At 42.1% G+C, this 21,947-nt stretch carries 19 protein-coding genes; 9 read left to right on the top strand and 10 right to left on the bottom strand.

Translation table 11 applies throughout. The features are described from left to right. Positions 1–39: 39 nt before the first annotated feature. From CUU64_RS01485 to CUU64_RS01450, 8 genes are all read right to left on the bottom strand, one after another. Positions 40–783 (bottom strand): LytR/AlgR family response regulator transcription factor, encoded by a 744-nt coding sequence (locus CUU64_RS01485; protein ID WP_101631501.1) that lies wholly within the window; start codon positions 781–783, stop codon positions 40–42. Then, positions 758–2,542 (bottom strand): sensor histidine kinase, encoded by a 1,785-nt coding sequence (locus CUU64_RS01480; protein ID WP_101631500.1) that lies wholly within the window; start codon positions 2,540–2,542, stop codon positions 758–760. The genes CUU64_RS01485 and CUU64_RS01480 overlap by 26 nt, the downstream gene beginning before the upstream one ends. A gap of 85 nt (positions 2,543–2,627) precedes the next feature. Next, positions 2,628–4,283, bottom strand: a complete 1,656-nt coding sequence (locus CUU64_RS01475) for a glutamine--tRNA ligase/YqeY domain fusion protein (RefSeq protein ID WP_101631499.1) — start codon at positions 4,281–4,283, stop codon at positions 2,628–2,630. A 374-nt stretch (positions 4,284–4,657) separates the two neighbouring features. After that, on the bottom strand, positions 4,658–5,386 hold the full coding sequence (locus CUU64_RS01470) for an amino acid ABC transporter ATP-binding protein (protein ID WP_101631570.1): 729 nt from the start codon (positions 5,384–5,386) through the stop codon (positions 4,658–4,660). 33 nt (positions 5,387–5,419) lie between these two features. Continuing rightward, on the bottom strand, positions 5,420–6,082 hold the full coding sequence (locus CUU64_RS01465; protein ID WP_101631498.1) for an amino acid ABC transporter permease: 663 nt from the start codon (positions 6,080–6,082) through the stop codon (positions 5,420–5,422). 31 nt (positions 6,083–6,113) lie between these two features. Next, positions 6,114–6,893, bottom strand: coding sequence for a transporter substrate-binding domain-containing protein (locus tag CUU64_RS01460; protein ID WP_101631497.1), 780 nt, complete (start codon positions 6,891–6,893; stop codon positions 6,114–6,116). Positions 6,894–7,083: 190 nt separating this feature from the next. Next, complete coding sequence (locus CUU64_RS01455; protein WP_101631496.1) at positions 7,084–7,758, bottom strand: SIMPL domain-containing protein; 675 nt, start codon at positions 7,756–7,758, stop codon at positions 7,084–7,086. 231 nt (positions 7,759–7,989) lie between these two features. After that, entirely contained in the window at positions 7,990–9,528 is a 1,539-nt protein-coding gene (locus CUU64_RS01450) for an FAD-dependent oxidoreductase (protein ID WP_101631495.1), read from the bottom strand. Between the two features lie 492 nt (positions 9,529–10,020). Between CUU64_RS01450 and CUU64_RS01445 the strand changes: the two genes are divergently transcribed. Further along, complete coding sequence (locus CUU64_RS01445) at positions 10,021–11,220, top strand: ParM/StbA family protein (RefSeq protein WP_101631494.1); 1,200 nt, start codon at positions 10,021–10,023, stop codon at positions 11,218–11,220. 8 nt (positions 11,221–11,228) lie between these two features. Continuing rightward, positions 11,229–11,816 (top strand): hypothetical protein, encoded by a 588-nt coding sequence (locus tag CUU64_RS01440; protein WP_101631493.1) that lies wholly within the window; start codon positions 11,229–11,231, stop codon positions 11,814–11,816. Between the two features lie 110 nt (positions 11,817–11,926). Here CUU64_RS01440 and CUU64_RS01435 read toward each other — a convergent pair whose 3' ends face one another. Then, positions 11,927–13,225 carry an NCS2 family permease gene (locus CUU64_RS01435; RefSeq protein ID WP_101631492.1) on the bottom strand — a complete coding sequence of 433 codons (1,299 nt, stop codon included), beginning with the start codon at positions 13,223–13,225 and terminating at the stop codon, positions 11,927–11,929. 245 nt (positions 13,226–13,470) lie between these two features. Here CUU64_RS01435 and CUU64_RS01430 point away from each other — a divergent pair, with 245 nt between their 5' ends. The 7 genes from CUU64_RS01430 to CUU64_RS01400 all read left to right on the top strand — a co-directional run bounded on the left by CUU64_RS01430 (position 13,471) and on the right by CUU64_RS01400 (position 20,381). Continuing rightward, positions 13,471–14,916 carry a DEAD/DEAH box helicase gene (locus CUU64_RS01430; RefSeq protein ID WP_101631491.1) on the top strand — a complete coding sequence of 482 codons (1,446 nt, stop codon included), beginning with the start codon at positions 13,471–13,473 and terminating at the stop codon, positions 14,914–14,916. Between the two features lie 242 nt (positions 14,917–15,158). Next, the gene (locus tag CUU64_RS01425) at positions 15,159–15,503 is read left to right on the top strand and encodes a lmo0954 family membrane protein (RefSeq protein WP_101631490.1); all 345 of its coding nucleotides are present in this window, start codon (positions 15,159–15,161) and stop codon (positions 15,501–15,503) included. A 19-nt stretch (positions 15,504–15,522) separates the two neighbouring features. Further along, positions 15,523–16,170: a PspA/IM30 family protein gene (locus tag CUU64_RS01420; protein WP_101631489.1), complete on the top strand. Its 648-nt coding sequence runs from the start codon at positions 15,523–15,525 to the stop codon at positions 16,168–16,170. Between the two features lie 314 nt (positions 16,171–16,484). Continuing rightward, entirely contained in the window at positions 16,485–17,228 is a 744-nt protein-coding gene (liaF, locus tag CUU64_RS01415; protein ID WP_101631488.1) for a cell wall-active antibiotics response protein LiaF, read from the top strand. After that, complete coding sequence (locus CUU64_RS01410) at positions 17,225–18,268, top strand: sensor histidine kinase (RefSeq protein ID WP_101631487.1); 1,044 nt, start codon at positions 17,225–17,227, stop codon at positions 18,266–18,268. The genes liaF and CUU64_RS01410 overlap by 4 nt, the downstream gene beginning before the upstream one ends. Next, the gene (locus CUU64_RS01405; protein WP_101631486.1) at positions 18,261–18,893 is read left to right on the top strand and encodes a response regulator transcription factor; all 633 of its coding nucleotides are present in this window, start codon (positions 18,261–18,263) and stop codon (positions 18,891–18,893) included. The genes CUU64_RS01410 and CUU64_RS01405 overlap by 8 nt, the downstream gene beginning before the upstream one ends. Positions 18,894–19,166: 273 nt before the next feature. Then, the gene (locus tag CUU64_RS01400; RefSeq protein WP_257985352.1) at positions 19,167–20,381 is read left to right on the top strand and encodes a class I SAM-dependent methyltransferase; all 1,215 of its coding nucleotides are present in this window, start codon (positions 19,167–19,169) and stop codon (positions 20,379–20,381) included. A 201-nt stretch (positions 20,382–20,582) separates the two neighbouring features. On the opposite strand, the gene CUU64_RS01395 is transcribed toward CUU64_RS01400, so the two are convergent. Further along, on the bottom strand, positions 20,583–21,941 hold the full coding sequence (locus CUU64_RS01395) for an IS1182 family transposase (RefSeq protein WP_101631485.1): 1,359 nt from the start codon (positions 21,939–21,941) through the stop codon (positions 20,583–20,585). Positions 21,942–21,947 lie beyond the last annotated feature (6 nt).

Below are 21,947 nucleotides of genomic sequence, written 5' to 3'. Positions count from 1 at the left end.
AATGCAAGCGGTTTTCTGTAATCAGCCGGTTTTAGGTTGTTAGAATCCGAGAACCTGCTTTAGTTCTTTCACATATGTGCGGCTGACCGGGACCTTAGAACCGTCTTTCATCAGTAAATTATATGTTGAATGAAACCATGGCTCTATTTCTGAAATGGCATTTATGTTTACAAGAAAACTGCGATGCACCCTTACAAAGGAGCCGGATGGTAATTTTTTTTCTAGCAGTACAAGCGGATCGGAGATTTTATACTCAGTCTCGGTAGTTTTAATGAGTGTTTTCCCTTCTGTTGAGCCAATGTAAACAATGGAGGATATATCCACCAAGATAATCCTTTCTTCCGCCATTACAGCCAGTTTCCCGGTTTGCTCCACTACTGCTTTGGTTTCGCGCTCTGGCAATGTTTCTCGGTCTCCTAAAGCCCGAATTCTAGAAATTTTTTCTAATGTGTTTTGAAGGCGAGCCTCATCAAATGGTTTTAGAATGTAGTCTACTGCATGTAACTCAAATGCCTCAAGTGCATATTCATCATAAGCGGTAGCAAAAATAACAGCAGGCGGCTGGTCCAATCTGTGAAGCTGCTCCGCGAGGTGAAGTCCACTGTCCTCTGCAAGCTGAATATCGAGAAAAACAAGATCGGGGGCAATCGAGGGAATTTGGGCCATTGCTTCGTCCATGCTGCTTGCTTCTCCAACTATTTCCACTTGTTTTGTACGGAGCAGTAAATATTTCAATTCATCACGCGCCAAAGGCTCATCATCTACTAAAAATGCCTGCAACATGGTCCTCATTCACTCCTTTTCTGTCTATAGGTATGGTGACTGTAACTTCTGTTCCGGAGCCTTCCGTACTTTTTATTTTAAATAAGGCATTTCCATTATAGATACCTTCTAGCCGTTCCCGGATATTTACGAGCGCAGTCCCGGTTCCATGCATGGAATAAACTGCTTGTTTCCCGAGTGAATCAAATTGTTTAGGGGAAATTCCTTTCCCGTTGTCCTTAACACATATACACATATATTGGTCTTCCTGATATACGGCAATGTTCACCTCGCCCTTACTTTTCGCTTGAGGAAAGCCGTGGCAAATTGCATTCTCCACCAAAGGCTGCAACGTAAAGGGAGGAAGTAGTTTTCCTTCAAGTCCGGGCTGGATTTCAAACGTAATATGATACTTATCCGGAAAGCGGGCTTGTTCCAGTGATAAATAAGCCTGTACATGCTCCAATTCTTTTTCAAGAGGAATTAGGGTGTGGCGTGCACCCTGTATATTGCTTCGAAAAAAATAGCTAAGCTCCAACAATAGCTTTCTCGCTTTTTCAGCATCTGTCCGGCAAAGGACGGAGATAGTATTGATTGCATTAAACAAAAAGTGGGGGTGAACCTGGGCTTGCAGGGCTTTAATCTCAGCATCCTTCAGTAACTTGCTTTGGTTCTCCGCTTCGGCAAGTTCAAGCTGTGTCGAAAAAAGCTTTGCCAATCCTTCAGCCAGTTCTTTTTCCACTTCATTCAGATCGTCGGGTTTTTCAAAGTATAGCTTTAAAGTGCCAACCGTATTCTGATGGACCTTCAACGGCAGAACGACTGCCGCGCGGAGGGGACAGGAAGACTGATAGCAAACGATTTCCTCCTTGCTTTTTGCAGTAATGACCCTTCCTTGTTTAAGGACTTTCTTTGTCAGTCCTGTGGCAAAGCCTTGCAGTGGAATATGATGATCAGATGCCGCGCCTACATGGGCTAACACCCTATTTTCATCCGTGATGGAAATCGCGTCTGCATGTGTAAGGTTATGCATGATATCTGCGACTTGTTTGCACGATTCCGGGTTTAAACCCTGGCGAAAATAGGGAAGTGTGCGATCAGCAATATGAAAGGCTAAATTGGTCTGCAGGGCTCTGGTACGTTCTTCTTCCCTAAGAATGGACTGAATAATTAACATAAATAAAAGAGTTCCAAACCCGTTTATTAGGATCATCGGGAGTCCGATGACCTTTACCAGGTCCCATGCCAATGGAAATGGCTTCGTTAACAAAAGGATAATCATCATCTGGATAATTTCCATCAGAACACCGGTCATGACCGCAAAACCGGCAGAAATAGGTGCCTTTTTCTTTCTGCGTTTTCCAAAATAGCCAGCAGCAATGCCAGCAAGAACAGCAGAGATGGCACATGCTGCTGCAGTAAATCCCCCCAGCATATATCGGTGTGCCCCTGCAATAAGGCCGATTCCAAAACCTACAAGCGGCCCTCCTAGTATCGACCCAATAGCAATCCCCATAATCCTGGTATTGGCTATTGCGCTGTCAGGTTCAATTTGAATAAGCCATGCATTCTCAGAGACGGAATTTTGGCGAATTTCAATACCGGTATAATTGCTGATTACGCCAATCATACCGAAAACCGCTATTAACAGGGTTTTTTCAATAATCCGTTGTTCATCATGGTGAATGATACGCCTAAACGATTTGATTTGGGAAAGAAGAAAAGCGGCTATCAGAATTACTCCAACCCGTTCCAGCATTAAGGGCAATAAGTGAATCATTTGCTCCATCCTTTATGAAGTGTATGAAAGTTGCTGTGTGAATTCAAAAAAACCTGGAACCCTAGGGATACCAGGCTTTTACCTATTATAACTTAAAGGAGCTTTTAAGCTCGACAATTTGGTTAAAGACGATCTGTCCATCACCAGTAAGCTTAGGATCAACATTAAAATAACCGTGTCTGAAGAACTGGAATTTATCTTGAGGCTGTACAGCTTTCATGTTTGGCTCGACAAAGCCTTGAAGGATCTCGATTGAGTTTGGATTTACCCGTTCAAGGAACGTTTTTTCCGCGTTCTCTTCATTTTCTTCTTCATCCAGGATTAGCGGCTGGTATAGTCGAACTTCCGCAGGTACAGCATTGCTCGCTTCCACCCAGTGGAGTGTCCCTTTTACCTTGCGGCCGGTGAAGCCTGTTCCGCTTTTTGTCTCAGGATCATAGGTACAACGAAGCTCTACCACATTGCCATTCTCATCTTTGATGACTTCTTCACATTTGATGAAGTAAGCATGTTTTAATCGGACTTCATTGCCCGGGAAAAGACGGAAGTACTTTTTCGGAGGGTTCTCCATAAAGTCATCTTGTTCGATATATATCTCCCGTGAAAAAGGAATTTGCCTAGTTCCCATCTCTGGATTTTCAGGATTAATTTCTGCCTCCAGCATTTCAACCTGACCTTCAGGATAGTTAGTAATGACAACCTTAAGAGGCCTAATAACTGCCATCGTCCGAGGTACCTTAAGTTTTAAATCCTCACGGACAAAGTGCTCCAGCATCATAGAATCCACAGTACCGTCAGCTTTTGATACACCGATTTCATGGCAGAAGTTCCGGATTGCCTCAGGTGTATATCCACGTCTTCTTAAACCCGAAATCGTCGGCATGCGCGGGTCATTCCAGCCATCGACAAAGCCTTCGTCCACTAATTGCTTAAGCTTCCGCTTGCTCATTACAGTATTTGAAAGGTTCAAACGGCCAAATTCGTATTGGCGGGGCGTGCTTTCCATTTCACAATTAGCAACTACCCAATCATATAGCGGGCGCTGATCCTCAAACTCAAGAGTACAGAGGGAATGGGTTACGCCTTCAATCGCATCCTCAAGCGGGTGTGCGAAGGCATACATAGGGTAAATGCACCATTTATCACCCGTATTATGGTGCGTAGCGTGCGCTATACGGTAAATGACCGGATCACGCAAATTGATATTAGGAGATGACATGTCAATTTTTGCGCGAAGCACTTTTTCACCGTTTCTGAATTCACCATTACGCATCCGTTCAAATAAGTCCAGGTTTTCTTCGATAGACCGATTTCTGTAAGGGCTATCCTTTCCTGGTTCGGTCAACGTTCCGCGATATTCACGAATTTCATCTGCGGAGAGGTCGTCCACGTATGCAAGACCTTTTTTAATCAACAAGACTGCCCGGTCATACATATCTTTAAAATAATCGGAGGCAAAAAACAGATTATCCCATTCATAGCCGAGCCATTTCACATCTTCTTTGATGGAATTGACATATTCTACATCCTCTTTAAGAGGGTTCGTATCATCGAAGCGAAGATTGGTCTTTCCGCGAAATTCGTCGGCTACGCCAAAATTCAGAATGATGGATTTCGCATGGCCAATATGGAGATACCCGTTCGGTTCTGGAGGGAAACGGGTAATGATCTGATCATGCTTTCCGCTCGCAAGGTCTTCTTTTATGATATTGCGAATGAAATTTGGAGAGTTATTTTCCAACTACGTTCAACCTCTTTCATGGTTTCTATTCATTTAAGTTTACCTGTATATATATCATAAATACAGACATTTTTCCATGTTCCAAGAATGTGTCAGCAAGGGGAAGGGGAAGACATTCCTTTTATAATAATCGGGGGGGGGGACGTTATTTAAAGCTTCGAGATACCGGTTAAAGTTGGACATTGGGATAAAAGTCATATCCGTACTGATATTTTGCTATAAGAGCATACTTGTAGAAATCTAACAATATTTGGCTGAGTACTATGCCCGATTCCTTGATTTTGTCCTTCATACGTTTTATTAAACGAAAATGGGGAGGCAGGCAAAAATAAGAAACAGGCATGGACGTTTGGTCATTTCCATGCCTATGGTTATTATTTTAAAGCCGTAGTCCTTAGGAATTCCTTTGTACGCTCTTCTTTCGGATTATTGAAGAAGGTTTCTGATGAGGCGCTTTCGATGATCCTGCCTCCGTGCATAAACACAATCCAGTCCCCAACTTCACGGGCAAAGCCCATTTCATGTGTGACGACAACCATGGTCATGCCTTCTTCCGCAAGCTCTTTCATTGTCGCTAACACCTCGCCAACGAGCTCCGGATCGAGCGCTGACGTAGGCTCGTCAAATAACAGGATGTCCGGCCTCATAGCCAAGGCCCGCGCGATGGCCACCCGTTGTTTTTGACCGCCGGAAAGCTTGCTTGGGTACACATCTGCTTTATCCTGTAGGCCGACTTTAGCCAGCAGCTCCTTGGCTTCTTGGATGGCCTGTTTTTTCGGAACCTTCTTAACGTGTACAGGCGCTTCTATGATATTTTCCAGTACCGTCATATGCGGGAAAAGCTGAAAATGCTGGAATACCATACCAACTTTTTCCCGCACCTTATTCATATCCTGAGATTCGGGATTTATTTCGTCGCTCCCTATGAAAATTTGGCCGCTATCCTTTGTTTCAAGGAAATTTATGCATCGGAGCAGAGTGCTTTTTCCGGATCCGCTGGAGCCGATCAAGCAAACCACATCGCTCTCGAAAACTTCTATATTTATATCTTTTAGGACGTGCAGGTCTCCGAAGGATTTATTTAAGTCTTTTATTCGAATCATGGTTTGTTTTTCTTCCACTTGAAGAACCTCCTATTAGTCACTTACGGCAAGTTTCTTTTCAATCATGTTCACAATGATCGTGAGGATGGCTACGAGAATTAAATAATAAACGGCAACGATAAGCAGATACGTCATTTCATCAAAGTTGTTGGAGCCTAGAGTAGTCGCAACATTAAATAGTTCATTCATGGAAATGAAGGCTGCGAGTGAGGAATCCTTCAAACCTATAATGAATTGATTACCCAATGGAGGCAGGGCGCGGCGGAACGCCTGCGGCATGATGATCCTGCGTAGTGCGAGTGATTTGGTCATGCCGAGCGAACGGGCAGCTTCCATTTGACCTTTATCGATTGATTGGATGGTTCCGCGGAATATTTCTGCAATATAGGCTCCGTTATGAAAGGCAAGTGCAAGAGAGGCAGCCCAGAAATCAGGGAGGAGAAAAATTCCGCTAATTCCAAAATATAAAATGAAGATTTGCACAATAAGAGGGGTGCCTCGTACAAGATAAATATAAACATCCGAAATATAACCGAGGACCTTAATATTTGAAATTTTTAAAAGGGCAAAGAAAAGGCCAATAATGATTCCTACTAAAATAGATACTACGGTCAACTCCAAGGTGAGGATCATAGCGTCGAAAAAAACGTTTGTAGAGCCCGTAAATGTTTGATAAAAATGTGAAAAACTAGGCAAGGACACAACTTCCTTTCTAAATTCTTATTATTTATTCAGGCTTGGTAGTGATATCTTCACCGAAATATTTCTTGCTGATCTTCGCTAGCGTCCCATTTTTGCGGAGGTTTTCCAAGGCTTGATTTACCCGCTTTAAAAGCTGTGGGTTATCCTTGGGCAGGACAATGGCCTGCTCGCTTCGTTCAATCAGCTGGCGCCCTTCAATTTTGAAGCCTTCCTTGGCGGCGGTTTTTCCGGTGACAAAGTCTGTTATCACAGCATCATGCCGTCCGCCGCTCAATGCTTTTAAGGCAGTGATATCGCTGTCATACATTTTGATATTGTTTGTATACCTTTCCGCTACTGATGCATAAGTCGACCCTTTCGCTGCCGCTACTTCTTGTCCTTTCAAATCTTCTACCGTCTTAATGCTGCTGTCTGGTCTTACAAAAATTTGTGGACCTGAGTAGTAGTAAGGGGTTGAAAAAGCAACTTGCTTGCTTCGCTGAGGGTTGATTGTATGAGAGGCAACGGCTGCATCAGCTCGTCCGGTCTTAACTCCCTCTACAATTCCCTTAAACTTAATCCGCTTCGGTGCCGGCTTAAGGCCTAATTCTTTCGCAACAGCCCGTCCCACTTCGATATCGAAGCCTGTCAATGTCATATCATTCTCTACATAACTGAACGGCTTGAATTCTCCGGAAGCTGCAAATACAAAGGTGTCCTTATCTATGAGCTTGGAGCCGTCATCCAGTTCGTCTTTTTCTGCACAGCCTGAAAGCAGTATAAGCAGGAAAAGGGATGAGAGAGCCAGCTTGATTTTCATCTTCATGCTTGTTCATTTTCCCCCTTCGAATAAAATGAATAGTCTAGTTAGTTAGTTACCCTTTTTATAGTCTTGTAATCTTTTTGTCCGAAAACTTTGTGAATAAGTAGGGTAAATGGAGTTTTTAAAGGGTATATGAATATATTTTTGGCGAAGACGAAAAGGGACCCCTTTAATAAGCTGGTCCCTTTCAAGGTTACGTATAAGAGTATTCTACTTTTACTGCTGCTGATATGTTAAGTTCTCCAGGTTGTATTGGAGTGTAGGCCGCGGCAATTTTTGAATACGCATCTATTTGAAATGGAAGGGGTTGACCTATGCTGGTTTCCTGGACTTGTTCTGGCTTATCATTCAGTGTGACGCCTAGTGTCTTTGCCATTGAAACGGCCTTTTGCCTTGCATTTTCCAGAGCATATGAAAGGGCACGGTTATAATAGGCCTTCTGGTTTGAGACGGTAAATCGGACACTCGATACTGTATTTGCGCCGTTTTTTACGGCAGTATCCACTATTTCCCCAACCTGACCTATATCACTGGTTGTAATTTGAATCAGGTGGGTAACCTTGTAGCCTTTAAAGATTTGTGTTCCTTCAGGATGGTCATATTGAGGATCGATGCGATATTCAACGGTTTTCATTTGACTTTCAGGAATGCTTAGAGCCTTGATTAAATTGATTACTCTGGAAATAATTTCTGCGTTATCCTGTTGGGCTCTAGCGGGATCCTTATTCTCTGTTGTCGCTCCTATCGTGATAACAGCCTGATCCGGCGCAGCCTGAACCGTTTCTTCTCCTGAAACTGTTAACATTTTTTTTTTAATGTAATGAGGAGCAGCAGTTGGAGCAATGGGATAGGGCGGGGAATTGATCATTTTTCCACCAGCTTTCCAGAAATACTATTTACTAATCAATGTACGGCAAAACAAGTGGAAAATTCCCTGTTATTACATCAATATTTTGATTGGAAGTTTGATAGGCTGTTATTTGACATGTGTTTGAAGTTACTGACGGGGGGGTCTTGGGAAATAAGCAGGTTAAATATTTGAACTATTAGATAACGTGTTAATTTCTTGGCTACAATACAAAAACCCCCAAGCTGGGGGCTATTCTAAGTCAACTTTCTTTAAAGGTTTTACTGCAGGGCCTTCCAAAACCTCTCCGTCAAATGAGAAACGGGAGCCGTGGCATGGGCAGTCCCAAGTCCTTTCACCGCTGTTCCATTCCACTTCACACCCCATGTGGGTACAAGTTGAATCAACAATATGCAGCTGACCGTCCTTATCCCGGTAACAGCCGGCTTTATTGCCATTTATTTTGACAATTCCTGCTTCGTCATTCCCAATATCCTCAGGATTTTGTTGTACCATGGAAAATTTCCCTGATATAAAATGTTTTGCTACATCGAGGTTATCTTTCACTATATTTTTTACACCAGGCTGCGCGTAAAATCGGGATGGGGAATATAGATTTTTATATGGATTGTCCCTATTCAAAATCAAATCTCTTAACAACAAGGCGGCAGCTGTACCGTTTGTCATGCCCCATTTTCTGTAGCCAGTTGCCACAAAAATATTTGGATGGTTATCTGTAGCTTGGCCTATATATGGAACCTTATCTACGGTGTTCATATCCTGGGCTGACCAACGATATAATATTTCTTTAATTCCTAAAACCTGTTCACTGAAATCCTGAAGCGCTTCATAATGTTCGAACATGGAAATGCCTTGTCCTGTTTTATGTCTTTCACCACCGACTATAATCAGCTTTTCGCCATCCATGTTTGTATAACGGAGCGAGCGTGTAGGGCTGTCAGCACTGATATACATTCCGCCTGGAAATTCAGTTTCTGTCTTTATACCAAGGGCATATGATCTTTCTACATGCATTCTTGCAAAGTAAAAGCCCATTTCATCATTAAAAGGGAAGTGGGAGGCACTAATCACATATTTACAGCTGATCGTCTTGCCATTGCTTGTTTGAATCTGGGGTGATTCGCCATCCTCAATTTTTGTTGCCGTTGTATGCTCAAATATTTTTCCGCCTGCATTCATAATTTCAGGAATTATCCCGGTCAAATATTTTATCGGATGAAACTGTACTTGATTTTTCATAATCAGAGCTGCCTTGCATGAAATAGGGAAGGGAATCGTTTCGACATATTCACCAGGAATACCCAGTCTTTGGTAGGCTTTCAATTCGTCCTGAATTTTTTTCACATACTTTTCTGTTCCTGCATAAACGTACGCATCTTCATATGATAGATCGCAATCTATATGTAGCTCAGATGCTGTTTTCACCACAAATTCCATTGCCTCTTTATTGGCTTCATAATACAATCTTGCTTTTTCTTCGCCGATATCTTTTATCAGCTCGTCATATATCAGGCTGTGCTGTGCTGTAACCTTTGCTGTAGTGTGGCCGGTAGTTCCGTTTAGAATTTCCCCGGCATCTATTAGAACGACATTTATTCCTTCCTTGGAAAGAAGATAGGCAGCAGTTATCCCGGTTATTCCTCCACCAACAATTGCTACATCAGTTTCAATATCTTGTTTTAGTTTTGGAAAAGCCGGTAATGCGACAAAGTCCCTCCAATATGGCTCAGGAAATTGTGGTAATTGTTTTTTTTTATTTCGGCCATTCATTCTAATACCTCCTTTTTAATTCTAGGAAAGTACAAACTATTCCTAAACGGTAGTTAGGGAATTTTCTGCTTCTATAAGTGCTGCGAGACATAAAGAACATCATTCACACAATCTGTCCATTTATTACCATACCCAGAATGTCTTGTTATACACCTGGATTATGGATATAACCTAGGTTTAAAAAAGAAGATCACGAAGAGAATTAAACTGCAATTTAGTAAAAAAATCTTTGTATACAAATTTTGTACACAAGTAAACAAAAATGTATACAATGTACACATAAAATGTACACAAGTAAACAAAGTTGTATACATGCGGCTATGACGGGATGTGTACAACTTTGTATTCGTTGTTTACAAAACTGTGTACAAAATAACAAATCTATTATCCTTCTAAAGGTGTATTGACCATTCTATGAAACTTTCATATTCTTAAAGTAATGTGGTTTCCACAATTTTTGTTTACTCTCTAAAAATAGGAAGGAATGGTTTTATGAGTAATTCACGAATTGCAGCTGTTGATGTTGGAAATGATTCCATCAAAGCTTTGTTTGGAAAGTTGGATTCTGAACTATACATACCTAACGTAATTGCAAGAGATATAGAGGATAGACCTGTTATCGGAATCGAGGAGTTAAATGATCAGAACCCACTTGAAGGGATTCACATCAGGGTCCACTCCCCCGCTCTTCAAGATAATAATGCAATATACCGTGTGGGCAGCCTAGCCACGAAAGGTGATAACCCATCCGAATTGGATCCGGGCAGCAGCAAATCAGAAGAGGATCAAACCCTGGTCATGCTGTTCACGGCTTTGGCATTGGATGCGGTGAAAGAGGAAAACTCTAAGATATTTAGGAAAACAAATAATGTAGTGGATGCAACTTATACTTTAGGGACAGGCCTTCCGCTCCGTGAAGTAAAAGAAGGAAAGGATGTCGGCTATCGTTCACGTCTACTTGGCTCTGTCCACCAAGTGGAATTCTTGGTCACCCCTAAATACCAGGGCTTAAAGGTCAATATTAAGTTTGACGAAGTGAAAGTATATCCAGAGGGCTTTGCGGCATATATCAACCTTGTCATGGATAATGATTTAAATATTATTAACCGTGATTTAATTGATAAGCGTATTCTGATCCAGGACATCGGCGGTTTATCTACTGATATTGCTGTAATTCAAAATCGAAAGGTAGACGACGATAAATCGCAGGGATTTAATCTTGGTGTGGCTGAAGCACTGGAAGCTATAAGAGAGGAAATCCGTAAGAAGCACGGGGTGGAATTGGACAGCAGGCGGGATGTTGTTGAAATCATTACCAAGAAAAATGACAGGAACCACATTATGGTCCGAGGAAGCCGCACGAGCGTGCATGACATTACGGACCGGATTCTAGGAGAACTGGCCAAGAAGCAATACCGCCACTTACGCAATATTTGGCAGAAGAACTCCCAATCAGAAATCTGTTACTTTATCGGCGGCGGAGCCATTGTGTTAAAGGATTATTTAAAAACGCTAAATAATAACCTTGATGGCTATAATATCGATTTTTTTGAAGATGAAAAGGAAAGCATCTGGATGATGGCCAATGCCTATTATAAGCTAATTTCGGACTTCATAAGAAGAAATGCTAAAGAAACACCGGTAAAACCTGAAAACAAAAAGGAAGAACAAAAAGCCGGCACAACTAAATAGGTGATTAAATGAAAAAGTCAACCGGTGCAGGGATACAACGAGGGCAGGCAATTACGTTTCGCCTTCCCTCTGATACTCCTGACCATATCATAAGGCAGCTTCAACATCTTAAGGAAACTGAAAAAAGGAACTTTTCCAGTAAAATAGCAGAGTTCGTGATGGAAGGGGTAGGAAATAGTTCCATCAGGGAAAGGGAAATGATCTCGATTCCATTGCCTCATAAATTGAGCAAAACTCAGCGTGATTGGCTCAAACATGCCCATTCAGAGGCATTGCTAGGAAGCATTGTTTATCAGCTTTTATCAGATCCATTAAGAGCTACCGCCTTGCTGGCATCAATGAACAGCAATGCTACGGAAATAGATCAGGCATTGTATTTGCAAGAAGAAGTAAATACAATGCCTGGAATCTTAAATGACCACAAGGATGCTCCAAGTGAAGCGACCGTTACCTCAGTCGAGGATAACGATCTAGATGACTTTGATTGGAGTCAGGTGACCACCGTACATTCAGATGAAGACAATGAACCGGAACCCGCCAAAGAAGAAAGCTTAGATGATTTGCTAGGGGATTTTCTCGCGCAAATGAATAAATGAAATGGGGAAGGATGTCTGTAGCTACAGGCATCTTTTTTAGGCCTAAGAAAACCGTTTACCTATCAAAGTAAACGGTTTTCTGTGTCTGTCTGTTTGAAATTGCAAGAAGACTAACTGGCAAGAAAGATAAGCTGGTACAAGAAAAGAATGGCGAAAATATAAACAAGCGGGTGCACTTCGCGGAACTTCCGTTTGGCTATTTTCATAATTGGATAAGAGATAAAGCCAAGCGCAATTCCATTCGCAATACTAGAAGTAAGAGGCATGCTGACGATAACTAAAAATGCTGGGAAAGCTTCATCAAAATCCTGCCAATTAATTTCTGAAATACTTTTAATCATAAAGCTGCCAACAATAATTAAACTAGGAGCTGTGATGGCAGTAACGTTAGAAACAGCACCTACTAGCGGACTAAAAAAGGCGGATATGAAAAACAGGACAGCTACCGTCAGACCGGTCAATCCGGTTTTACCACCTGCTCCTACACCAGCTGATGACTCAACTGAAGCAGCAGTAGGGCTTGTCCCAAACATAGCACCTACAGTTGTTCCTATAGAATCGGCAAAAAAGGCGCTGCCCGCCCGCTCGAGCTTCCCATTTTGTAATAAACCAGCCTGCCTTACGATTCCGAGTAAAGCCCCGGTTGTATCGAATAACATAACAAGTAAGAAAGAGAAAACTACCCCATACAAACCGTATTCAATCACATCGTTTATTGAAGAGATCGGGTTGAACACAACCAATCCTTCAGGAAGATGAGGGGCAGCCACAATCCCCTTGGTAAAATGGAGTTGTCCTGCAAAATAGGCTATTGCCCCGGTAATAATCATGCCAATAAACAGGGCTCCCTGCATATTTAATGTCATTAAAGTAATGGTAATAACAATGCCGATTAAAGTGAGAGCCACCTTAGGATCTTTAAAATTGCCCAGTGTAACGAGATTCGTTGGATGATCAGCGACGATCCCGGATAGCCTTAGTCCAATAAAGGTAATAAAAAGACCGATACCTGCACTGATAGCATGTTTAAGGTTATTAGGGATCGCTTCAATGAGTTTACTGCGGAATCGAGTCAGCGAAAGAATTAAAAAAAGGATCCCTGTAATAAATACAGCGGAAAAAGCAATCGTAAAAGGGATATCATTATTCCCAAGCACTGAATAAGCAAAGTAAGCATTTAATCCCATCGCCGGGGCGATAATAATGGGGTAGTTTGCAAAAAAGGCCATACAGAGCGTCCCGACTACAGTTGCAATGATCGTAGCTGTAAAACCCTGGTCAAAAGGCACCCCGGCATCCGACAAAATCATCGGATTAACTATTATGATATAAGCTAAAGTCAAAAAAGTTGTGAGACCTGCTAAGATCTCCGTTTTTACACTGGTGTTCCGTGTTCTTAAGTTAAACATTTTGCCACTCCTTTTTACTGAAAAACCACCTGTAGTTTAATTGGAGGCATAACAATTTCACGAAAAAGTGAAAGAGACTTCCATTAGTATTTTCCTAAATGAAAATTATATTTGAAACGCTAAGTGGAATACAACAAATAAGGAGAGTTAAAAATAATGCAAAAATTGAAATCGGTTGCCTTTCGTCACTTACATACAGAACTTCATGATATACTAGGCGAAGCTAACTAGAAGCAGGTGAAAAAATGGAGTTTATACAACTTGGAATAAATTCGGAACTTCAAAAGATTCTTAAGGATAATGGAATTGCCAAGCCAACCCCTATACAACAGAAGTCCATACCGAAAATTATGGCGGGAAGCGATGTTATTGCCCAAGCACAGACCGGTACAGGTAAAACACTTGCTTTTTTACTTCCCATTATAGAAAACGTGAAACCAGAATGGAATCAGGTCCAGGCTCTTATTGTGTCCCCAACAAGGGAGCTTGCTCTTCAAATAAGCACAGAATTACGTAAACTGGTGACTGTTAATGGTATGCGGATTGCTTCCATTTACGGGGGGCAGGACGTAGACAGGCAAATTAGAGAATTGAAGAACAATCCAGCAATAGTCGTCGCGACCCCCGGCAGGCTTCTGGACCATGTAAGGCGTGGCACTCTTGATTTGAGTTATGTTTCCACTCTTGTATTAGACGAAGCGGATCAAATGCTCCATATCGGTTTTTTGCCAGAAGTCGAACAAATTATTGGAATCGTCCCGGCAGAAAGACAAATGCTGCTTTTCTCAGCGACGATGCCTGAGCAGGTAAGGTCAATTGCCAAACGTTTTATGATTTCTCCTGTTACGGTTTCCATCGAAAATAAAACCGCTACATTGGAGCAAATCAAGCAGACTGTGATCGAGACAACCGACAGAGCAAAACAAGCGACTTTGTTTAAATCAATAAAGGAAGAACAGCCGTTTATGGCGATTATTTTCTGCAGAACTAAACGGCGGGTCAGCAAACTGAATGAAGCTCTAAAGAATGCTGGTTTCCTTTCAGATGAACTTCACGGAGACTTATCCCAATCAAAACGGGAGCAAGTAATGAAACGCTTTAGGGAAGCAGCGATCCAACTACTGGTTGCAACAGATGTGGCAGCACGAGGACTAGATGTCGAAGGTGTCACCCATGTATTTAACTATGATGTCCCAGAAGATGCGGAAAGCTATATTCATCGCATTGGGCGGACGGGCAGAGCTGGCGAACAAGGTATTGCCATCACGTTCATTGCTCCGAAAGATCGGCTGCAATTAGCGTCGATTGAAAAGGAGATAAAGCTAACACTGGAACGAAAAGTGATAGAGGGAGTCAAACCCAATAGAGACTCGCAAACCAGCACCATACATAAAGGCCAGCGTAGGCCGCAAGAAAATCACAATGCAGCTAAAAAGGAAGCACGTAAAGGTAAGGGCGGATTATCGGAAAATCTCAAAATCAAACATGATAGGAAAGGCCTTGGCAAATCACCGGAAAAACGAAATGGCAGCGAAGATGAACAAGATAAAAAGGGGAATGGAAGGAAACAGAGAGGGGACTCCCCACAAAGAGACAGAAGAAAAGGGCGCTCCGTTAGCCAACCGAATTCAAAACGAAAGAACAAACGAAGGGCGGATTCACGTAAAAGAGGACACGATAATTACAAATGAGGCAGGCTTTGAGCCTGATTGACGTAAAAACCTGGTAAAGAACTGGGTTTTTCTTTTTTATAGAATCCTGCTATTAACAAAAAAATATTGCTATTTGGCCTCCTTCAACGCAACTTTCAATGAGGTGCTGCTTGTGCCCATAGGCTACTACGCCTCCAGTCTTATAGGAAAATATAGCTCTGGTTCATTATGGAAAAAAAGAAAAACAGATAAGCTAGAGACATGAAAGGAGGAAGTCGAAAATGAAGAAATTCGGTTTATTACTTGCAGGAGGAATAGCGGCCTGCGTGCTGCTCGCAAATGTTGGGCCAATGGCCGGCCTTGCCCTTAGCCTGGTGATCCTATACTTTGTGTTTAAACAATTTGTGAAATCAGACTCCACAATGGGGAAAATCCTTTGGGGGCTAGTCGGCCTGGTAGCAATATCGGCATCGCTTGCAAATGTACCTTCCCTCATCGGCCTTGCAGCGGCTTATGTGCTTTACCTGATCTACAAAAAGTGGAATGAAACGAAAAAAAGCAGCAAGGAACAAGAGCAAGATCCCTTTATCAATTTTGAAAAACAATGGGCGGAATTAAAACGATAACAAAAAGGAGAGATTGATCATGAGTAATTTATTCACAAGAATTAAAAACGCAATTGCTGCGGATTTTCATGAAATGCTTGATGAAAAGGAACAAAAAAATCCGATTGCCTTGTTGAACCAGTATCTTCGCCAATGTGAGCAGGAAACGGAAAAGGTACGTAAATTGGTAGAACGACAATTCCTCCTGAAGGAAGAATTCAACCGGGAATATCACCACGCCTCTAGCCTTGAAGAAAAACGCCGTCACCAGGCGAAAATTGCTGCCCAAGCAGGGGAAGCAGAATTGCAGTCATTAGCGGTCGAAGAGAGTGTCCATTATGAAGAGCGTGCACAAAAGCTAAAAGAGGCACTTCGAAAGGCTGAAACGCAGCTTCAAGAGTTAGAGCGCAAATACGAAGAAATGAATCATAAGCTGAAGGATATGAACATTAAACGTATGGAACTAATGGGCCGTGAAAACATGGCACGCGCTAGCTACCGGATCAATCAGGTGATACAATCTGACGCCTATGTAAACAAACCATTCGCCCGATTTGAAGAAATGGAGTCCTATCTCGACAGGCTGGAACACCAAGTTAATTCAGCCCACCACTGCAATACCATTGATGCCCGTATTGCACAACTTGAAAAAGATAGGAAAAATAAAGAAACGCATTCTATTTCCTAATGATGTCATGGTATTCTAAAAAAGGCGTAGGTTACTACGCCTTTTAGGTTTATCGACAATTCGGGGCAATATCTGAATTGCAGGGGTTCTAACAATATTTAGGCATGATATCAAATCAACAATTGATGAGGTTGAATCCATATTTTAGAAAATATATCAACAATGTCAGTGGTTATATCGGTCATTCAGGTTATATCAATAATCTGGAATTTTATCATAATTAAAGCTATTTCATAAGATTAATCTTCATTTAATAATTGAACGGTGCATTTCAAACCTGTAATTCACAAACAGTTTACGAAGGGAGGTACCCCATGTTCAAACAACTAAAAACAGATTATGTTAGCTGGATGGTATTGGTAGGAGTGGCTTTGCTGCTTCTAGAAATCGTGTTTTTTGACGGGGGTTTATTATTCTCCCTTGTGTTTACGATTGCAATTGCCTATTATGGCCGGAAGTCTTACGCCCGTAAACGGGGAAGATTCATGTTCTGGGCGGGTTTATTCGCCACGGTAATAACTGTGCTCAATATGATGATCTTCAAATTTTTCCTTCTTGCTCTAATCGTTTATGTAATTGTAGTTTTTTACCGGTCCAAAAAAAATCCTGAAATAATCAAGCCTTTGCTGGTTGAACCTCAACCTCTCGTTGATAACCGTGAGAATGAGCCATTGCTTAAAAAGAGCCAATTATTTGAGAATAAATTATTTGGCAGGCAAACAACGCCTGATCACATCTACGAGTGGAATGATATAAACATACAGGGAGGAATAGGCGATACAATTGTTGATTTAAGCAATACGATACTTCCTAAAGGGGAAGCTGTCATTTCCATTAGAAACTTGATAGGAAATATAAAGATCCTGGTTCCTTATGATATCGAGGTAAGCATCCACCACTCGGTATTTTCCGGTAAAGCCCATATTTTTCAGCATCAAGAGAACATGGCATTCAACCAAATCATCTCATATCAGACTGCTGACTATCAAAATGCAGGCGAGAAAGTAAAAATCATCACCTCGCATTTGACGGGAAATCTAGAGGTGAAACGGATATGAGTATTTTAGCCAGGCAAATTGTAAGCGGAATGGTCGCTGCATTGATTATTTCGTTCTCACTATCAGCGGTGGTTTTCTTTGCATTTCCCCCAGAAGACTGGCACCTCCTGTGGCATAAAAAAATCATGGGTATGCCGTTTATTCTTTTTGTTCCTATTTTAAGCTTGGTGGGGGGACTTATTTTCGGGGTTAGCACCGGACTGTTTTGGAGAAGGCAGCTTCAAGGCTTAGGAGATGCTTTATACCAGCTTGAACACGGAAACGCCCCTTCGCCGATAGAATCCTATAGCATTCAGGAATTCAAGACGATATCGTCTAGAATGAAGAAAGTCCACAACCATTTATCCGAGCAGGCAAAAATTTCGCAAAAACTTACCGCAGAAAAAGTGGTGGAGCAGGAAAAAATTATCGAAGAAATCGTCTCCCAAGAGCGAAACCGCCTGGCAAGGGAGCTGCACGATTCAGTGAGCCAGCAGCTCTTTGCTGCATCTATGCTTATGTCAGCGATCACGGAATCAAAGCCTGATCTTAAAAGCGCTGAGGCAAAACAGTTAAAAATGGTAGAAGGGATGATCCATCAATCGCAGCTTGAAATGAGAGCCTTGTTATTGCATCTCCGACCTGTTCCGTTGCGTGATAAGTCATTACAGGAAGGAATTCAGGAGCTTTTGACCGAATTATCCCAAAAGGTACCGATAAACATTACCTGGAAAATTGAGCCGATCCTATTAGACCGGGGAATAGAGGATCATCTATTTCGCATCCTGCAGGAATCTGTCTCCAACACATTGAGGCATGCTAAAGCAACAAATCTTGAGGTTTTACTGATCGGGCGTGACGATTTGATTATCATGCGAATCGTGGATAATGGACTCGGTTTTAACATAGAGGATTCAAAAACTGGTTCCTATGGTTTGCAAAATATGCATGAGCGTGCTATGGAAATAGGCGGGACCATGAAGATCGTCAGTGTTCCGAATAAAGGCACGAGGCTGGAAGTAAAAGTCCCGATGACGGTTGAGGTGGAAGAGAATGATTAAAGTTTTACTAGTAGATGATCATGAAATGGTACGAATCGGTGTGTCAGCTTATCTATCGGTACAGCCGGATATTGAGGTAATTGGTGAGGCTGAGGATGGAGGGGCGGCTGTCGAGCTTGCCCTAAAACTGCGACCTGATATCATTCTGATGGACTTGGTCATGAATGAAATGGACGGCATTGAAGCGACGCGTGCGATCATTGAAAAGTGGCCGGAGGCAAAAATTATTATTGTCACAAGTTTCCTTGATGATGAAAAAGTTTATCCTGCGCTTGAAGCGGGAGCTACGAGCTATATGTTAAAAACCTCTAAGGCAGGCGATATTGCTGATGCTGTCCGTTCAACCTATCATGGACAGTCCATTCTTGAACCGGAAGTAACAGGGAAAATGATGGCCAAAATGCGGAACCAGCATAAACAACTTCCCCACGAGCAGTTGACGAAGCGGGAGATGGAGATCCTGCTATTAATGGCTGAAGGGAAAACAAATCAGGAGATAGCGGACGAACTGTTCATCGCCCTAAAAACGGCCAAGGTCCATGTAAGCAATATTTTAAGCAAACTTGAGGTACAGGACAGGACCCAGGCTGTCATTTATGCATTTAAACATTCCTTGGTAAAATAGATGATTTCCTTTTCGTAATCTAAAGTTAAAAGGAATATGTGCTGTATGTTATCTATGATCATTCATAAATAGTAGACTTGAACACCGCTCATGCGGGATTTCCTCCTGTTATTTCTAAAAACCTTTACTCTTCTTTTTCGTTTAATGACATGGCTATGTCTTTTAAGCTAAGCGATTTGCAGACGTATCCTTCAAACATTGCCTCAAACGGCATTTCCGGCAAATCTTAAATTCCTTTATAATAAAATAAATAATGTTTTCTCGGAGGGTTTCATGAATATAGAATTTCGAAATGCCATCCTGACTGTTGGCCAGGCCTTGGAACAGGGTGGCATTCCATATCAATTTACGGGAGCGGCTGCTCTTTTTATGCAGGGAGTAGCAATAAAAAAACTCAATCGTGTAGAAGTATCCATTCAATGGGATTTGTTTCAAGATGCTTTTGCCCTTTTTTCTGCCTATTCTCCTTCAGAACCAGAAAAAAGTGAGGAGCGTGCATCGTTCTGTTTTGAGGCAGAGGGAATACATATAACAGTAAGCTGCCTATTTAACACAACCATTAAAACAGACCCTTATCGCATTTCTGTGCAGTTGGAAGACGGGGAATTGTGGTGCCAGTCCCTGTACATCTTTTTGTATGGAGAGGTAATGGCAGCATACCGCACGGAAATTCATGATCATTTATTGCATAAGCAATCCGAATTTAAAGAGCAAAACGAACGTGCATGGAACCAGAATAATTATCAGGCGCTGATTAACCGGTACGGAAAGCCTGAAGAAATTTCGGATAAAATTAAACAAAACCCTAAATGGAGACTGCAGCCTTTTTATAAATACCTGGGAGATCTACCAGGAAAAAAAGTGGTTCATTTAATGGGATCCAACGGTGTAAAAGGAACGGCACTTGCACTATTAGGTGCAGAAGTTAAAATTGTTGATTTTTCTCAGGAAAATGCTGCCTTTGCAACGGAGCTGGCTGATGCAGCCGGGGTATCATTTGAATATGTTGTATCGGATGTACTGTCCCTCCCAAAAGAACACTTAAATGGGGAGGCGGATATCGTGCTAATGGAACTCGGTGTACTGCACTACCTCATTGATTTACACCCATTAATGGAAATCATAAAACAGTTGTTAAAGCCGGGAGGAATATTTGTGTTACACGAATTCCATCCAATTTCTACAAAGCTGATCACTTCCACTGGGAAAAAGCACAAGGTAACAGGCAATTATTTTGACCCAGCGATCGAAAGCAACACCGTGGCATTTTCCAAGCATATGTCTGGAGAAGATCAACAAAAACTGGCTAATGTGGTTCAAAGAAAGTGGACGCTAGGGGAACTCGTTACTTCAGTTGGCCAGTCCGGTCTTATGATAAAGGTATTGGAAGAAGAGCCAAACCATAAAATGCACGACATCGGCTTGCCGAAGACATATACACTGGTGGCGGAGAAACCGTCAATTTATGGCATGAGCGATGGTTGTTGATCAGTGCGTCTAATTTGTTGGGCTGATGGTCAGTGATCGAGATCTTTCTTAAACTACAAAAAAGGCCATCTTCACTACACGAAGATGGCCTCAGATTGTCGACAAAAGGGGTTCGGAATGGTTTGATTCCGAACCCCTTTTGTTAAATTTTCTCTCTTTTTTCTCCATTTTCAGTGTGAGTTGACCTCTACAGCCTCATTTTCATGCCATTTCTGGGGCTCGCCATGCCCAATTGGCCATCTTCTTCAAATTCATGGCAGCGAAAGTAAGCATCGCCTGCATCGACAATTTTTTAAGTCCCCTTAACGTTGTCCAACGCATGCCATGCTTTTCTTTTGCATCTGCGAATACGCGCTCAATGGTTTCTTTGCGTTTCGCATAGATCGGTTTGACATCCTCATGATGACGAAGATGGTCTGTTTCCTCCACATACTCTTGCCATATATGCCGGGTCACCACTTTTTGGTGGTCCTTACTTTCGGTACACTGCGATAAAAAAGGGCAGCCTGCGCATTTGTGCTTCGGTGACTTGTACTCACGATAGCCTTCCTTGTTGGTTGTCGAGTAAGCCAATATCTCATGAGCCGGGCAAATATAACAGTCGAAGTGTTCATCATAGACATATTCGTGTTTTCGGAAAAATCCATCTTTTGTGCGTGGCCGCGTATAAGGCATAGCCGGTGTCATTTCGTTATCGAGCAAATACTTCGTAATGGCAGGTGTTTTATAAGCTGCGTCTGCCGCCACAGCTTTTGGCTTTCCAACTACCTCAATCACTTGCTCAACCAGAGGTTCCAACATATGGCTGTCATGCGTATTGCCCGGTGTGACCATGGTCCCCAACACAAATCCATTACGGTCAGAAGCCGCATGGAAAGAATAGGCGAACTGTTTGGTACGTTCGTCCTTTACATAATAGCCACTTTCCGGATCGGTTGTGCTTTCTTTGATTTCCTTTGATTCTTCTTTATCAAACTTGTCCGGGGGGAACGGCTTTTTTCCGTGGTCTTCCCGGTCCTGGTTGATTTCTTTTTGAAGTTGTTCCTGATAAGCCCGTGTTTCTTTACGTACGACTTTCTTTTCGAATTTATGTTTATTGGCGCTTGCCTTAACGTGTGTTGAATCGACAAAGACATGTTCGGGACTAATCAGTTTTTTCTCAGCTGCTGTTTTTAATATCCGATAGAAAATCTGTTCGAACAGGTCTGTATCTTTAAAGCGACGCTCATAGTTCTTGCCGAAGGTAGAAAAGTGAGGCACTTTATCATGAAAGCCATATCCTAAAAACCAGCGGTAGGCCATATTCGTTTCCGTTTCCTTGATGGTTTGACGCATGGAGCGAATGCCGAACGTATATTGAATAAATGTCAATTTGATTAAAATCACCGGATCAATACTTGGGCGACCTACTTCCGAATACACATCCTTGACCAAATCATAAATGAACGAAAAATCAATGGCGGCCTCCATTTTCCGGACCAAGTGATCCTCTGGTACCAATTGATCTAAAGTAACCATTTCAAGCTGATCCCTTTGGATTGAATTGTATTTTGAAAGCATGTTCAT

Source organism: Bacillus sp. V5-8f (genome assembly GCF_002863565.1).
Taxonomy (GTDB): Bacteria; Bacillota; Bacilli; order Bacillales; family DSM-1321; genus Peribacillus.
The sequence above is the reverse complement of the archived record's forward strand: the minus strand, read 5'-3'. Positions and strand labels throughout refer to the sequence as shown.

What these genes read in the sequence shown, in the direction of transcription:
- CUU64_RS01485 (WP_101631501.1), bottom strand. Translation starts at nt 783, where the DNA reads ATGTTGCAGGCATTTTTAGTAGATGATGAGCCTTTGGCGCGTGATGAA.
- CUU64_RS01480 (WP_101631500.1), bottom strand. Translation starts at nt 2,542, where the DNA reads ATGATTCACTTATTGCCCTTAATGCTGGAACGGGTTGGAGTAATTCTG.
- CUU64_RS01470 (WP_101631570.1), bottom strand. Translation starts at nt 5,386, where the DNA reads ATGATTCGAATAAAAGACTTAAATAAATCCTTCGGAGACCTGCACGTC.
- CUU64_RS01460 (WP_101631497.1), bottom strand. Translation starts at nt 6,893, where the DNA reads ATGAAGATGAAAATCAAGCTGGCTCTCTCATCCCTTTTCCTGCTTATA.
- CUU64_RS01455 (WP_101631496.1), bottom strand. Translation starts at nt 7,758, where the DNA reads ATGATCAATTCCCCGCCCTATCCCATTGCTCCAACTGCTGCTCCTCAT.
- CUU64_RS01450 (WP_101631495.1), bottom strand. Translation starts at nt 9,528, where the DNA reads ATGAATGGCCGAAATAAAAAAAAACAATTACCACAATTTCCTGAGCCA.
- CUU64_RS01445 (WP_101631494.1), top strand. Translation starts at nt 10,021, where the DNA reads ATGAGTAATTCACGAATTGCAGCTGTTGATGTTGGAAATGATTCCATC.
- CUU64_RS01440 (WP_101631493.1), top strand. Translation starts at nt 11,229, where the DNA reads ATGAAAAAGTCAACCGGTGCAGGGATACAACGAGGGCAGGCAATTACG.
- CUU64_RS01435 (WP_101631492.1), bottom strand. Translation starts at nt 13,225, where the DNA reads ATGTTTAACTTAAGAACACGGAACACCAGTGTAAAAACGGAGATCTTA.
- CUU64_RS01430 (WP_101631491.1), top strand. Translation starts at nt 13,471, where the DNA reads ATGGAGTTTATACAACTTGGAATAAATTCGGAACTTCAAAAGATTCTT.
- CUU64_RS01425 (WP_101631490.1), top strand. Translation starts at nt 15,159, where the DNA reads ATGAAGAAATTCGGTTTATTACTTGCAGGAGGAATAGCGGCCTGCGTG.
- CUU64_RS01420 (WP_101631489.1), top strand. Translation starts at nt 15,523, where the DNA reads ATGAGTAATTTATTCACAAGAATTAAAAACGCAATTGCTGCGGATTTT.
- liaF (WP_101631488.1), top strand. Translation starts at nt 16,485, where the DNA reads ATGTTCAAACAACTAAAAACAGATTATGTTAGCTGGATGGTATTGGTA.
- CUU64_RS01410 (WP_101631487.1), top strand. Translation starts at nt 17,225, where the DNA reads ATGAGTATTTTAGCCAGGCAAATTGTAAGCGGAATGGTCGCTGCATTG.
- CUU64_RS01405 (WP_101631486.1), top strand. Translation starts at nt 18,261, where the DNA reads ATGATTAAAGTTTTACTAGTAGATGATCATGAAATGGTACGAATCGGT.
- CUU64_RS01400 (WP_257985352.1), top strand. Translation starts at nt 19,167, where the DNA reads ATGAATATAGAATTTCGAAATGCCATCCTGACTGTTGGCCAGGCCTTG.
- CUU64_RS01395 (WP_101631485.1), bottom strand. Translation starts at nt 21,941, where the DNA reads ATGCTTTCAAAATACAATTCAATCCAAAGGGATCAGCTTGAAATGGTT.